Origin of the sequence: Longimicrobium terrae (genome assembly GCF_014202995.1) — a bacterium.
In the GTDB taxonomy this organism is placed as follows: Bacteria; Gemmatimonadota; Gemmatimonadetes; order Longimicrobiales; family Longimicrobiaceae; genus Longimicrobium; species Longimicrobium terrae.
The window spans coordinates 274,865-287,757 of the sequence record NZ_JACHIA010000003.1; the positions used below are offsets into that span (position 1 = coordinate 274,865).

General features: G+C 68.6%; 14 protein-coding genes. 3 read left to right on the plus strand and 11 right to left on the minus strand.

Annotation, left to right across the window (positions count from 1 at the left end):
* Window positions 1-74: 74 nt before the first annotated feature.
* The 7 genes from fabD to HNQ61_RS07405 form a co-directional block, all read right to left on the minus strand.
* Window positions 75-1,016 carry an ACP S-malonyltransferase gene (gene fabD / locus HNQ61_RS07375; RefSeq protein ID WP_170039399.1) on the minus strand — a complete coding sequence of 314 codons (942 nt, stop codon included), beginning with the start codon at window positions 1,014-1,016 and terminating at the stop codon, window positions 75-77.
* A gap of 1 nt (window position 1,017) precedes the next feature.
* The gene (locus HNQ61_RS07380; protein WP_170039401.1) at window positions 1,018-2,013 is read right to left on the minus strand and encodes a beta-ketoacyl-ACP synthase III; all 996 of its coding nucleotides are present in this window, start codon (window positions 2,011-2,013) and stop codon (window positions 1,018-1,020) included.
* Window positions 2,010-3,014: a phosphate acyltransferase PlsX gene (gene plsX / locus HNQ61_RS07385; protein ID WP_170039403.1), complete on the minus strand. Its 1,005-nt coding sequence runs from the start codon at window positions 3,012-3,014 to the stop codon at window positions 2,010-2,012. Before plsX ends, HNQ61_RS07380 begins: the two co-directional genes overlap by 4 nt.
* Window positions 3,015-3,041: 27 nt before the next feature.
* Window positions 3,042-3,224, minus strand: coding sequence for a 50S ribosomal protein L32 (gene rpmF / locus HNQ61_RS07390; RefSeq protein WP_170039405.1), 183 nt, complete (start codon window positions 3,222-3,224; stop codon window positions 3,042-3,044).
* A 31-nt stretch (window positions 3,225-3,255) separates the two neighbouring features.
* The gene (locus HNQ61_RS07395) at window positions 3,256-3,762 is read right to left on the minus strand and encodes a YceD family protein (RefSeq protein WP_170039407.1); all 507 of its coding nucleotides are present in this window, start codon (window positions 3,760-3,762) and stop codon (window positions 3,256-3,258) included.
* 383 nt (window positions 3,763-4,145) lie between these two features.
* Complete coding sequence (locus HNQ61_RS07400; RefSeq protein ID WP_170039409.1) at window positions 4,146-4,730, minus strand: hypothetical protein; 585 nt, start codon at window positions 4,728-4,730, stop codon at window positions 4,146-4,148.
* Complete coding sequence (locus HNQ61_RS07405; protein ID WP_170039411.1) at window positions 4,727-5,092, minus strand: phage holin family protein; 366 nt, start codon at window positions 5,090-5,092, stop codon at window positions 4,727-4,729. The genes HNQ61_RS07400 and HNQ61_RS07405 overlap by 4 nt, the downstream gene beginning before the upstream one ends.
* A gap of 531 nt (window positions 5,093-5,623) precedes the next feature.
* Here HNQ61_RS07405 and trxB point away from each other — a divergent pair.
* The 3 genes from trxB (at window position 5,624) to HNQ61_RS07420 (ending at window position 7,394) form a co-directional block, all read left to right on the plus strand.
* Window positions 5,624-6,661, plus strand: coding sequence for a thioredoxin-disulfide reductase (gene trxB / locus HNQ61_RS07410; RefSeq protein WP_183685567.1), 1,038 nt, complete (start codon window positions 5,624-5,626; stop codon window positions 6,659-6,661).
* A gap of 143 nt (window positions 6,662-6,804) precedes the next feature.
* Window positions 6,805-7,059: a type II toxin-antitoxin system HicA family toxin gene (locus HNQ61_RS07415; protein WP_170039413.1), complete on the plus strand. Its 255-nt coding sequence runs from the start codon at window positions 6,805-6,807 to the stop codon at window positions 7,057-7,059.
* On the plus strand, window positions 7,056-7,394 hold the full coding sequence (locus HNQ61_RS07420) for a type II toxin-antitoxin system HicB family antitoxin (protein ID WP_170039415.1): 339 nt from the start codon (window positions 7,056-7,058) through the stop codon (window positions 7,392-7,394). Before HNQ61_RS07415 ends, HNQ61_RS07420 begins: the two co-directional genes overlap by 4 nt.
* Before the next feature lie 62 nt (window positions 7,395-7,456).
* Here HNQ61_RS07420 and HNQ61_RS07425 read toward each other — a convergent pair whose 3' ends face one another.
* The 4 genes from HNQ61_RS07425 to HNQ61_RS07440 all read right to left on the minus strand — a co-directional run bounded on the left by HNQ61_RS07425 (window position 7,457) and on the right by HNQ61_RS07440 (window position 12,628).
* Entirely contained in the window at window positions 7,457-9,661 is a 2,205-nt protein-coding gene (locus HNQ61_RS07425; protein WP_170039417.1) for a penicillin-binding protein 1A, read from the minus strand.
* Between the two features lie 125 nt (window positions 9,662-9,786).
* Window positions 9,787-10,509, minus strand: coding sequence for an SDR family oxidoreductase (locus HNQ61_RS07430; RefSeq protein ID WP_170039419.1), 723 nt, complete (start codon window positions 10,507-10,509; stop codon window positions 9,787-9,789).
* An 866-nt stretch (window positions 10,510-11,375) separates the two neighbouring features.
* The gene (locus tag HNQ61_RS07435) at window positions 11,376-11,570 is read right to left on the minus strand and encodes a hypothetical protein (RefSeq protein ID WP_170039421.1); all 195 of its coding nucleotides are present in this window, start codon (window positions 11,568-11,570) and stop codon (window positions 11,376-11,378) included.
* A 26-nt stretch (window positions 11,571-11,596) separates the two neighbouring features.
* Window positions 11,597-12,628 carry an FAD-dependent oxidoreductase gene (locus HNQ61_RS07440; protein ID WP_205762154.1) on the minus strand — a complete coding sequence of 344 codons (1,032 nt, stop codon included), beginning with the start codon at window positions 12,626-12,628 and terminating at the stop codon, window positions 11,597-11,599.
* Between the last annotated feature and the right edge of the window lie 265 nt (window positions 12,629-12,893).

Below are 12,893 nucleotides of genomic sequence, written 5' to 3' on the forward strand. Positions count from 1 at the left end.
CTAATGTCGGATCCACAGCGCCCGATCCTGCTGGGCACCGGGCACTCCGGCACTGGGCACTGCAGTTCCGCAGTTCAGCCGTTCAGGTACTCGGCAATCGCATCCGCCGTGCCCAGCGCCGTTCCGCGGCCGTTGGCGGCGGGGTCGATGCGCTTGAGCATGGTCACCAGCACCTTGCCGGCCCCCACCTCCACGAACCGCTCCGCGCCCATCTGCAGCATCGTGCGGACCGACTGGGTCCAGCGTACCGGGGACGTGAGCTGCTCCACAAGCAGCCGCTGCGCCTCAGCGCCGTCCGTCACCGGTGACGCGGTCACGTTGCTGATGACCGGGAACGCGGGGCCGCCGAACGCCGCGCCTTCCAGCTGCGCGCGCAGGCCCTCTTCCGCCACCGCCATCAGCGGCGAGTGGAACGCGCCCGACACGTTCAATCCCTGCACCTTCTTGGCGCCCGCCGAAACCAGCATGGGCCCCACCCGCTCCACCGCCGCCACGTCGCCGCTCACCACCACCTGGCCGGGAGAGTTGAAGTTGGCGGGCACGACGACCGAATCTTCGGTCGATGCCTCGCGGCAGACGCCTTCCACCACGTCGTCGTCCAGCCCCAGCACGGCGGCCATGGTCCCCGGCCGCGCGTTGCCGCTCTGCAGCATCAGCTCGCCGCGGCGGCGCACCGTGCGCACCGCGTCGGCAAAGGCCAGCGAGCCCGCGGCGTGGTACGCGCTGAACTCGCCCAGCGAGTGCCCGGCCGCGGCCACCACGTCGATGTCCGCGCCCTTGAGCACCGCCCAGACTGCGGCGCTGTGGACGAGGAGGGCGGGCTGCGCGTTCACGGTCAGCGTCAGCTCCTCCGCCGGCCCTTCCCACATCAGGGTGGAGAGGGAGAAGCCCAGCGCGTCGTCCGCTTCCTGGAACAGGGCGCGCGCCTCGGGAAAGCGCTCCGCCAGGTCGCGGCCCATCCCCACCGCCTGCGATCCCTGCCCCGGAAAGAGCAGGGCGATCCGTTCGCCGTTCATCTCAGAGCCGCACCACGTTGGAGGCCCACGTGAATCCCGCGCCGAACGCCACCATCAGCACCAGCGACCCCGGCCCCGCGCGCCCCTGCTCGATCGCCTCGTCCAGCGCGACCGGGATGGAGGCCGACGACATGTTGCCGTAGCGGTCCACGTTCACGAAGACCTTTTCCATCGGCATCTTCGCGTACTTGGCGGTGCTTTCGATGATGCGGATGTTGGCCTGGTGCGGCACCATCAGGTCGATCTCGTCGGCCGTCACGCCCGCGCGCTGCAGCGCCGTCTCCGCGGCTTCGCACATGGCGCGCACGGCGGACTTGAAGACCTCGGGCCCGGCCATCTTCACGAAGTGGCTGCGCTCGTCCAGCACGGAAATGTCCAGCGGAAAGCGCGCGCCGCCGCCCGGACGGTACAGCAGGTCCGCCAGCGTGCCGTCGCTCTTCATGTAGGTGCTCAGGATGCCGCGCTCGTCGTCGGCCTTGCGGACGACGGCCGCGCCGGCGCCGTCGCCGAACAGCACGCAGGTGGTGCGGTCCGTCCAGTCCACGATGGACGACATCTTTTCCGTCGCGCACACCAGCACGGTTTCTGCCTGACCGGAGGCGATGTGCGCCTCGGCCATGGACAGGCCGTACAGAAAGCCGGAGCACGCCGTGGCGTAGTCGTACGCCGCGGCGTTGCGAGCGCCCAGCAGGGCCTGCACGTCGCAGGCGGTGCTGGGAAGCAGCCGGTCGGGGGTGGCGGTGCTGAGCAGGATCATGTCCAGATCCATGGCCGTGATCCCGGCGCGCTCCATGGCGATGCGCGCGGCGCCGGCGGCCATGTCGGCGGCGCCGGTGTCCTTGTCGGCAATGCGCCGCTCGCGGATGCCGGTGCGGGAGCGGATCCACTCGTCGTTGGTGTCGACGAGCGTTTCCATCTCGGCGTTGGTCACCACGCGCGGCGGCGAGAACCGGCCGGTGCTCACCAGCCGCGCGCGGGGGGCGTTGGATGGGATCATGATGCCTGCGGGGAGGGAGCGTCCGCGTTCAGGGCCATGAGCGCCTTCATGTGCGGCACCATCTGGCGCTGCACCGACTGCGCGGCAACGTCGATGGCGTTGCGGATGGCCAGGGGCGGCGAGCCGCCGTGGCCGATGATGACGACGCCGTTGACGCCCAGCAGAGGAGCGCCCCCGATGCCCGCGTAGTCCAGGCTGCGGAAGAGGCGGTCCAGGTCCAGCTGCGCGCCCGTTTCGGCGAGTTCGCGCCGCAGCATGCCCCCGATGAGGCCGGCGACGGACTCGTAGAACTTGAGCATCACGTTGCCCACGAACCCGTCGGCCACCAGCACGTCGCACTTGCCGCTCACGATCTCGCGGCCCTCGACGTTGCCGATGAAGTTCAGGTTGGGAAGGCGGGCCAGCAGGTGGTGCGCCTCCAGCACCACCTCGTTCCCCTTCTCGGGCTCGGTGCCGATGTTCAGCAGCCCCACGCGCGGATTGGGAATGCCCCACATGTCGGAAACGTACACGCTTCCCAGCTGGGCGAACTGAACCAGTTGGTGGGCCTTGCAGTCCACGTTGGCCCCCACGTCCAGCGCCAGGCACTTGCCCGTGGCGGTGGGAATGCGGGCGCCCACCGGGGGGCGGTCCACGCCGGGAATGGCGCGCAGAATGACAAGCGAGGCCGCCATCACCGCGCCCGTGCTGCCGGCGCTGATGAAGGCGTCCACCTGGCCCGCCTGCAGCATGCGCACCCCGACGACGATGGAGGAGTCGCGCTTGCGGCGGATGGCCGTGGCGGGGGACTCGCCCATCTCGATTACTTCGGAGGCGTGCGCGATCTCCAGCCGGTCGCGCGGCGCGTCGGGAAAACGCGCCAGCTCGGCTTCAATGCGCTCCGTGTCGCCGACCAGGACAACGCGAACGTCGTCGGACCGGTCAAGCAAAGCTCCGACCGCGCCCTCGACCTCAACGGCCGGGGCACGATCGGAGCCCATCGCGTCCAGCGCGATCCGCATGATGAATGGTCTGGGTTGACGGTTCGGCTAGAACTCGTCGACCTCGACCCGCTGCTCCTTGCGGTAATATCCGCAATTGGCGCAGATGCGATGCGGAAGGTGCGGGTCGCCGCACTGCGGGCACGCGTTGAACGAAGGCATCGCGGCCTTCACGTGCGTGCGGCGCTTGCGCTGGCGCTGCTTGGACTGGCGTCGCTTCGGTACGGCCATCGGAGCCCCCTGCTCTGCGTATCTAGGTTGATCAGTTGAACTTGACGTTCTTCAATGCGTCCCAGGGGCTCTCGGCCTGCTCGGGTACGCACTCGCACTGCCCCGTGTTGAGGTCCGTGCCGCACTGCGGGCAGAGCCCGCGGCACTCCTCGTCGCACAGGGCGAACTCCGGTGCCCGCAGAAGCAGCTGCTCCCTGACGGCGTCCGTCAGATCCAGCTCGTCTCCGCGGGCGGGGAGAGGGTAGACCTCTCCTTCCGCGCCTTCGTCTTCTTCCGTCAGCGGCTCGAAGAAGAAGTCTACTTCCTCGTCCAGCTTGTTGTCGACGGACGTGAGGCAGCGCCGGCAGGCAAGCCGCACCGTGGTGCGGAGCCGGCCGCGCACGAACACGCCTTCGCCGACGGAGCGGGCCTTCAGCTCCACGTCCAGCGGTGCGGCCAGTTCCACTCCGGCGTCTTCCCACATGGGGTCGTCCGGGGCGATCTGCTGGTGAACCTGCACTTCCGCGCGGTCCAGTGCCGCCAGGCTGACTTTCAACATAAACCGGAAAAGTATGCGGAAACCCGCGTTCTGTCAACCTGACGCTCCGCGCGGGTGCGGGGGCGCCGGGATCGACCCGATGGCCGGCTTCCGGCGCGATGCTGCCGGGGCTTTCGCGCGCCGGTTGAGCAAGGGGTGCGCCGGGAACGGGGCAGCGCCCGCCCGCCGGATGCGAAGGTGTCGTGTACACCGGGTTCGCGGTTCTGCTCCGCGGGTCCGTTTGTGCGGCCTCCGTGCCTCGTTCTGCCGTCGTGCGGGCCTGGGTGTTGGAACTGCCGTTTCACACGGAGGCCACGGAGGATGCACGGAGGTCACGGAGGAGTCCGCGGCGTGCCCCGCCCTCCGTCGCCTGCCCCGATCCGTGGCGGGGTGATGATGAGCGGTCAGCGCCGGGACGGACTTTCAATCACGGCGCCGTCCGCCAGGCGGAAGCGGTACACGTCGTCATTCCAGTCCGTCGTCATGACGTCGTCCTCCCCGATCGCGAAGTCCCCGGTGAAGATGTCACGGCCGCCCCCGCTCCACCGGATCGCGCCGTCCAGACCCAGGCGGGAGATGGAAAGCTCGCCACGGACGATCAGGTCATCCGATCCCACAAACGCATGCAGGGCAAAGACGCACGCGGGGTCCGCCTCCGTCTCCCACCGCGGCTCCAGGCCGGGGATTCCGAACGCGTGCACGTCTTGCCCGAGCGCCAGGATCAGCAGGTCGCCCCGCACCAGCGCGCGCGCTTCGTCCGCGGGCGGCATGGCGGGAAACGTGATCAGCGCGACGGAGCGGACGCGGCGGCCGTCGTGGTACACCTCCACCCCCGCCGCGCGCCCCAACTCCTGGCCAAGCACGATTTCGCGGTCGTAGCGGCGCGGGTTATCGGCCGAGTTGGGCGTGTACGTGAGTTCGTCGCGGATCAGGACCGTCCACGAACCGGCGTCCAGCCGCAGCACGCCGGGCTCGTCGCCCTCGATCACCGGTCGTCGTTGTCCTTGAGCAGCATCGACAGGAACCACGAGGCGATGCTGATGATGAGCGAGCCGATCACCGCCGACTTGAAGTCCAGCACGCGGAAGCCGTAGCCGAACTGGCCGGCGATGAAGCCGGTGAGGTACAGCATGGCCGCGTTGATGACCAGCAGCGCCAGCCCCAGCGTGAGCGCGATGATGCCGCATGCCAGCATCTTGATGATGGGACGCACGATGGCGTTCACCAGCCCCAAAATTACGGCCACCACGAACAGCGTGGTGATGCGCCCGTCGTATTCCAGCCCGGGGAGCGCGTAGACGGCGATCCCCACCGCGGCGGCAGAGGCGATCCAGCGGAGAATCAGGTTCACGGGAGAGGGGGAGTGCGTGAGTGCGTGAGTGCGTGAGTGCTGGGTGCGTTAGTGCGAAATTACGAGAGTGGGATACGGCGGACTCTCACGCCGGGATTCGCGCCGGGATTCGCGCCGCGCACAATCTGGCAGGTCGCGGCTCGGATGGGAACGGGCTTGGCGGCGCGGGGCGGCGAGCGTGCTTTAGCGCTGCGTGAACGACGAGCCGCGAGAGAGCCGACGACCAGGGCGGTTACGCCGCGGTTGCGTGAGGGATGCGGGCCCGCAGGGGCGAGACGCCGGCGCGCGCGCTCTGGACGTGGAATCGCGAGGAGGCCGGGCGCGCCGGTGGCTCGACGCACTTGGGCACAGCTGTATCGTGCCCTAGTGCGCCCGCAGCCCGACCCGGAGCGCAGCGGAGGGGCACGCCCAGACACCCTTGCCTCCTCGTCGAGCTAATCCGTCCGGCACCACGCGTCTCTAGAAACACGCAGCGCAATCCGTTATCTTTCACGGCTGCACCACGCATCACAACCGCAAGGAGCAACGCCCGTGGATGGGAACGTCGAAACGCTGGTGATCGTGGGTTCGGGGCCGGCGGCGTGGACCGCCGCCATCTACGCGGCGCGCGCCAACCTGAATCCGCTGGTGATCGAGGGCGAGCCCTCCCGCGACATGATTCCGGGCGGCCAGCTGATGTACACCGGCGACGTGGAGAACTTTCCCGGCTTTCCCGAGGGGATCAGCGGGCAGGAACTCCCCGGCCGCATGAAGGAGCAGGCCGAGCGCTTCGGCACGCGGCTGCTGGGCGAGAACGTGGCCTCGGTGGACTTCGCGAGCTACCCGTTCGTCCTCACCCCCACGTACAGCGAGCCGGTGCGCGCGCGCGCCGTCATCATCGCCACGGGTGCCCGGGCCAACTGGCTGGGACTGCCCAACGAGCTGCACCTGTCCATGACCGGCGGCGGCGTGAGCGCCTGCGCCGTGTGCGACGGCGCCCTTCCCGCCTTTCGCGGCAAGCGGCTGGCGGTGGTGGGCGGCGGCGACACGGCCATGGAAGAAGCCGGCTACCTGACCAAGTACGCCGGCGAGGTGGTCCTCATCCACCGCCGCGACAGCTTCCGCGCCAGCAAGATCATGGCGGAGCGCACCCTGGCGAATCCCAAGATCCGCGTGGAGTGGAACACGCAGGTCGTGGAAGTCATCGGCGAGGACTTCGTCACCGCGCTGCGGCTGGAGGACACGGTCACCGGCGAGCAGCGCGAGATGGAGGTGGGCGGGCTGTTCGTGGCGATCGGGCACACGCCCAACACCGCGTTCCTGCAGGGGCACATCGACCTGACGGAGCACGGATACGTGCAGTGCCCGGTACCCTGGCGCACGGTCACCAGCGTGCCCGGCGTGTTTGCCGCCGGCGACGTGATGGACGACTACTACCGCCAGGCGATCACCGCCTCCGGCACCGGCTGCATGGCCGCGCTGGAGGCGGAGCGGTGGCTGGCCCACCACGAGCACATCGGCCAGACGCCGGTCATGGAGACGGGCGAGTCGTCCGTCGCCCAGGGCGAGGAACTGGTTCACGGCGATTGATCGACCGCTGTCGATCGATGCATGAAGGCGGGGCCGCGAGCGCGAAGCTCGCGGCCCCGCTTTTGTTTATGAACGTTTCGGGCCGTGTCTGTCCGGAACAGAAAGCGGATTGACGTAGTATCACAAGATGGTACTATGCCGGGATGAACTCCAAACAGCGTCGGACACTAACGGCGATCTTCGAGGAACCAGCCCGAGCGGATGTCGTCTGGACCGACATCGAGTCGCTCTTCGCGACCTGCGGAGGTGTGGTGAGCAACCGAAAAGGCTCACGCGTCAACGTCATCCTCAACGGAGTGGTCGCGAGCTTTCACCGGCCGCATCCCGAGAAGGAGACGGACAAGGGCGCGCTCCGGTCAGTGAAGCGCTTTCTACTTACGGCGGGGATCGAACCATGATGAATTACAGGGGATACGTCGCCAAGGTTGAATTCGACGCCGAAGCACGCCTGCTGCATGGTGAGATCGCCGACATCGCGGATGTGGTGACCTTCCAAGCCTCATCCGTTGCCGGGTTGGAGAAGGAGTTCCATGCTGCGGTCGACGACTACATCGCCTTCTGTACAGAGAACGGCATGGAGCCTCAGAAACCGTATTCAGGGCGCCTGCTTCTTCGGATGGATCCGGATTTGCACCGGGATGCCGCTCGCTCCGCGCGCGCAGCGGACGAGAGCCTGAACACGTTCGTGACCCGCGCGATCAGGAATTCCATACAGGAAAGCCACCCTTCGTGAGGGAAGCTGAGGACCAAAACGAAGAGGGCGGCACCCGGTGATGGGTGCCGCCCTCGCCGCGTTCAGGGACGCAGGTCGCGCGGATACGGGTCCACCGGATCGGGCTTGGGCGGGGGCGGCTGCTTGCTGCCGCCGCCCAGCCATCCGCCCAATCCGCGGATGGTGCGGCCGATGAAGCCGCCCAGGTCGTCCGGATGCAGCGGGCACTGCTCCGTGGGCTCGCTGCCGGCCAGGTAGTACTCCATCGCGATGTCTTCGCCCGGGCAGGTGGGCGTGGCCAGCTTGCCGCTCACCCGGTCGATGCGGGCCGTCACCAGCCCCGTGGGCGCGGTCCACGGCGCGGGGGCGGCGTGGCTCTGGTAGTACTGCGCCATCACCTTGCCCCACACCGGCGCCGCCAGCCCGCCGCCCGACGCGTTGGTCAGAATGCGCTGCGGCCGGTCAAAGCCCAGCCACACGCCCGCCACCATGTCCGGCGTGGCGCCCACGAACCACACGTCCGCCGCCTCGTTGGTCGTCCCCGTCTTGCCCGCCGCGGCGATGGTGTACGGCAGCCCGCCCGTGGTCCGCACGCCGCTGCCGGTGCCGCGGTTCACCACGTCCTGCATCAGCGAGTTGGTCATGAAGGCCACCGCGGGCGACAGCACGTAGCGCCGGGACCGCTTGGCCTCCCACACCACGCGGCCGTTCGCGTCCTCGATGCGCCGGATCAACTGCGGCTTGACCGCCGCGCCGCCGTTGGCGAACGGCGCGTACGAGGCCACCAGTTCAATGGGGATCACCGACGCGGCGCCCAGGAAGGTGGAGGGAAACGGCTTCACCTCCGTCGTAATCCCCATCTCGTGCGCAGCGGCCACCACGCGCGACGCGCCCACCCGCTCGCCCAGGACTACGGCGGCGCGGTTGGATGACGTGCGCAGCGCGCCGCGCATGTCCAGCGTGACCGAATCCGCCGTGTGGTCCGCGGGATAGTAGCCGCCCTGCCCGCCCGCCGCCGCGCCCGGCCCGATCAGCGGCTCGGTGATGGGAATGCCCTGCGCGATGGCGGCGGAGTACACGATGGGCTTGAAGGCGCTCCCCGCCTGCCGCCTCGCCTGCGTCACCCGGTCGAACTGGCTGATGGCGTAGTCGCGCCCGCCGACCAGCGCGCGCACCTCGCCCGTTTCCGGGTTGAGGGCCACGAACAGACCCTGCAGGCAGCGCTCCGGGTTCTTGACGGTGGTCCCGCCGCACGAGGTGCCGCGGAACCGGCCGTGAACGCCGCGCTCCACCGCGCGGATCTGCTCGCGCAGCGCGACCTCGGCGTTGCGCTGCAGGGCCGGGTCCAGCGCCGTGTACACGCGGTAGCCGGACTGGTCGGCGTCGTTGCCGAAGCGGTCGCGCAGTTCCTTGCGGATGGCGGCGATGAAGTACGGCGCCGTCCCCTTGGCTTCCGGCGGCGGGGCCAGCCCCAGCGGCTGCTCCTTTGCCTCCTCCGCCTCCGCGGCGGTGATGACGCCGGCCTCGGCCATCAGCCCCAGCACCACGTTGCGCCGGCTAATGACGGCGGACGGGTTGCGGCGCGGATCGTAGAACGACGGGTTGCGGGGGATAGCGGCCAGCATGGCGGCCTGCGCGTCCGTCAGGCGCGCGGCGGACTTGCCGAAGTAGCCCTGCGACGCCGCCTCCACGCCATACAATCCGCCGCTCAGGTAGATCTGATTCAGGTACATCTCCAGGATCTGGTCCTTGGAGAATTCCTGCTCGATCTGCCGGGCGAGGACGATTTCCCACATCTTGCGCTTGAGCGTCTTCTGGCGCTTCAGGTGCTGCGGAAAGACGTTTCGCGCCAGCTGCATGGTCACCGTGCTGAAGCCCTGCGACCAGCGCAGCGTCTTTACGTTGCGGGCCAGCGCGCCGAACAGGCGGCGGTAGTCCACGCCCTTGTGGCGGTAGAAGCGCTTGTCTTCCACGGCCAGAAAGGCGCCGGAGACGTTGGCGGGAATGCGGTCGATGGGAACGACGATGCGCCGCTCCGATCCCAGGTTGGCGATCAGCTTTCCGCCGCCGTCGTACACGCGGGTGGACTGGGGCGGCGTGTAGTCGCGCAGCGCCACGGGCGAGGGGCAGCCGGCGCCGGAGCAGCGGGGCCACAGCCACGCCAGCACGCCCGCGCCGGCGAGGACGGCCACGGCCAGCAGCACCAGCGCCAGGCGGACGATGGTCCCCAGCGGCGAGCGGCCGGCGCTCTTCTTCGAGCGCGGGCGGGCGGGTTTGCGAGCAGCCATCTTCAATGGGGAAAACGGGATGCGAAACCGCCGGAGGGGCGTTCGCAGAACAAGTCAGTACCGGCCCGCGGCGGGCCGTGTTCCGGATTCGCGGGTCCGCGTCGACGCCGCGGCCCCACTGCCACTCAGGTGCGGAGCAGCCTGCCGCCGTCGACGACGAGCGTTTCACCGGTGACGAAATCGGCTTCCAGAAGATACAACACCGCGCGTACCACGTCTGCGGGCGAGCCGTTGCGCTGCAGCGGCGCCGTGCGGGCGAGGCGGTCCACTTCCTCCTGGCTCATGTCGTCCGGCGGGAGCACGGCGCCGGGCGCGATGGCGTTCACGCGCACCTCCGGCGCCAGGCTGCGCGCCGCGACTTTCGTCATCTGGACGACGCCCGCCTTGCTGATCGAGTGCGCCGCGTAGCTGGCCCACGGCTGCAATCCCGCCAGGTCCGCCATGTTGATGACGGCGCCCTTCCGTTCGCGCAGCGTGTGCGCGAGGTGGCGGATAAGGAAGAACGGCGCGCGCAGGTTTACGCCCATCGTCTGCTCCCAGAGCGCCTCGTCCGTCTCCTCCAGCTTCTCCGCCGGGAAGACGGAGGCGCTGTTGATGAGGACGTCGATGCCGCCGAACGCCGCGGCGGCCTCGTCCGCCAGCCGCTTCACCTCGTCCGTGCGCGACAGGTCCGCGCCGATGATCCGCGCTTCCCCGCCCTTTGCGGTAATCGCGTCACGCAGTTCCTCGGCTGGGCCGGAGGACGAGTTGTAATGGATGACGACGCGGTAGCCGGCACCCGCCAGCGCTTCCGTAATCGCGCGCCCGATGCGCACGGCGCCGCCAGTCACTAATGCAGTTCGGGACATCGGTTCTCGATGACAATAATGTAAGATTCGGTGTTTTCACCGATCGCGATCCGTAGCGGCCCCGGCCCGCGGCGGCTTTGGTGCGCCCCGTCTGTCATCCTGAGCGAAGCGCCGCACCGCCTGTTCGGCGCGTCGAACCATGGCGCGTAGTCGAAGGATCTCGCCACGGCAGATTCGGAGCGCGCGGCAGGCGGGAAGCGGTTCAGACTCGAACCCCGGTGCTCAAGGCCGGCGATGTGGCAAGATCCTTCGACTCGCTGCATGGAACAGTGCATCCGGAAAGCGCGGCTTGGCCGCTCGCTCAGGATGACAACTGGGGGGGCACCGCCGTCCGCCGTCGCCGTCGCCGTCGCCGTCCGCCGTCCGCCGTCCGCCGTCCGCCGTCCGCCGTCCGCCGTCCGCCGTCCGCCGCCTGCCGCCTGGCACGCGCCGTAGGCGTCATCCTGAGGGAGCGTGCGCCGTGCTCTCCGCCGCGCCAGACCGTGCGCGACCGAAGGATCTACTATCCGCCGAGCCAACGTCGCGTGACGCACACCCGTTCTCGAAGGCGCAGTAGATCCTCCGTCGGCGCCAAGAGTCGGCAAGACGAAGAGACCGGCCGGCGCCGTCGTTGGCAGGGCTTTGTACTGTAACTTACGGTACATCAAGAGGCTGCGGAGGGGGCGCGCCATGTTCTCGCCGAGCCAATTACGTGTCACCTTCTCAGGGTGATGCCGGTCGGCGTTCCGAGAGCCGGGCGTATGTTAGACGACTCTCCGCGTTTGATCGACTCGTACGAGTGCCCGCGAAGCGTGTTTCAGTCCGGAAAAAGCTCCACCGGCCGATCAGGACAGGTGGAGCTTTCACCGTTGCGCCAAACCGCACGATCAGCCGGCCAGATCGGGGCCGTCGGCGCGATCGCGGCGGTTCTTCTGGTCCGCGGAGAACACGCGGAAACCGCCGCTCCCGTCATCCTCCCAGAACAACTCGGCACCCGGCGTGAGCCCCAGCCGGCGCGACACCTCCACCGGGATCACTGTCAACCATCCCGCCGATTCGACCTGCACTCTGCTGCTGAGCATAGCGGCCTCCAGTGTAAAGCGCCTGATTACTCCTCGCCCTCGTCCTGCTTGAACTGCTTCAGGTTCGTGGAGTGGCCGGGGCTTACGCGCGCCTTGGGGTTGATGTGGTGCACGGCGTTGTTCACCGCCACCGCCGCCTCGCCGTACCCCGTGGCGATCAGCTCCAGCTTGCCGGGATAGTGCACCACGTCGCCCGCCGCGTACACGCCGGAGATGTTGGTTTCCATCAGCTGGCTGACCTTGATGGTGTTGCGCTCCAGCGCCAGGCCCCACTGCCCGATCGGCCCCAGGTCGGGCTTGAACCCCAGCAGCGCCACCACCGCGTCCACCTGCAGGTCCTCTTCTTCGCTGGTGTCGTTGTTGAAGATCGTCACCCGCGAAATGCACCCGTTGTCCCCGTGGATGCCGCGCGTTTCGTACGGCGTCTTGATGGACACCTCACCCTTTTCCGCCGCCTGCCGCATCTCCAGCACGCTGCTGCGGTGCGCGCGGAACTCGTCGCGGCGGTGGATGACCGTGACTTCCTTCGCGATGCCACGCAGCCCCAGCACCCAGTCTACCGCCGAGTCGCCGCCGCCCACGATCAGCACGCGCTTGCCGCGGAAGTCTTCCGGCTGGCGGACGTGGGTGTGCGCGCCGCCGGTCTCGTTGTGGTGCTCCGACCAGCCCGGGCACTCCAGCACGCGCGGATTCAGCGCGCCCTTGCCGGCGGTGATGATGACGGTCCGGGTCAGAAACTCGCCCTTGCGCGTCACCAGGCGGATGTGGCCGTCCTCGGGAATCAGCTGCTGCACCTCGGCCTCCAGCACGACCTCGGGGCCGAACTGCGTGCCCTGCTCGATCATGTTCTTGGCCAGGTCCTTGGCCAGGATCTTGGGCAGGCCGCCGACGTCGAAGATGTACTTTTCGGGATACAGCGCCATCAGCTGGCCGCCCAGTTGCGGCAGCGCGTCGACGATGCGGCAGCTTACGCCGCGCAGGCCGGCGTAGAAGGCGGCGAACAGCCCGGTGGGGCCCGCGCCGATGATGGTGATGTCCTTGATGGCGTCGTCGCTCACGCGCGGCTCCGGAATGCGTACGTTGATTCGGCCCGCGGCGCGGCGCCGGCCCGAAGGTGCGGGCGCGTTCATATACCCGGAGCCCGGCGCGGACGCAAGCGGGGGAGGGAGTGCGTGAGTGCTGGGTGCGGGGTGCGTTAGTGCGACGACAGCGCGAAAGTACGAAGGTGCGAGAGTACAAAAGTGGAGGAGAAGAAAAGAAGTGACCAGTGCTCAGGGCCAAGTACTCGGCACGGACAGCAGGTCGTCGATCCTCACTTCACGA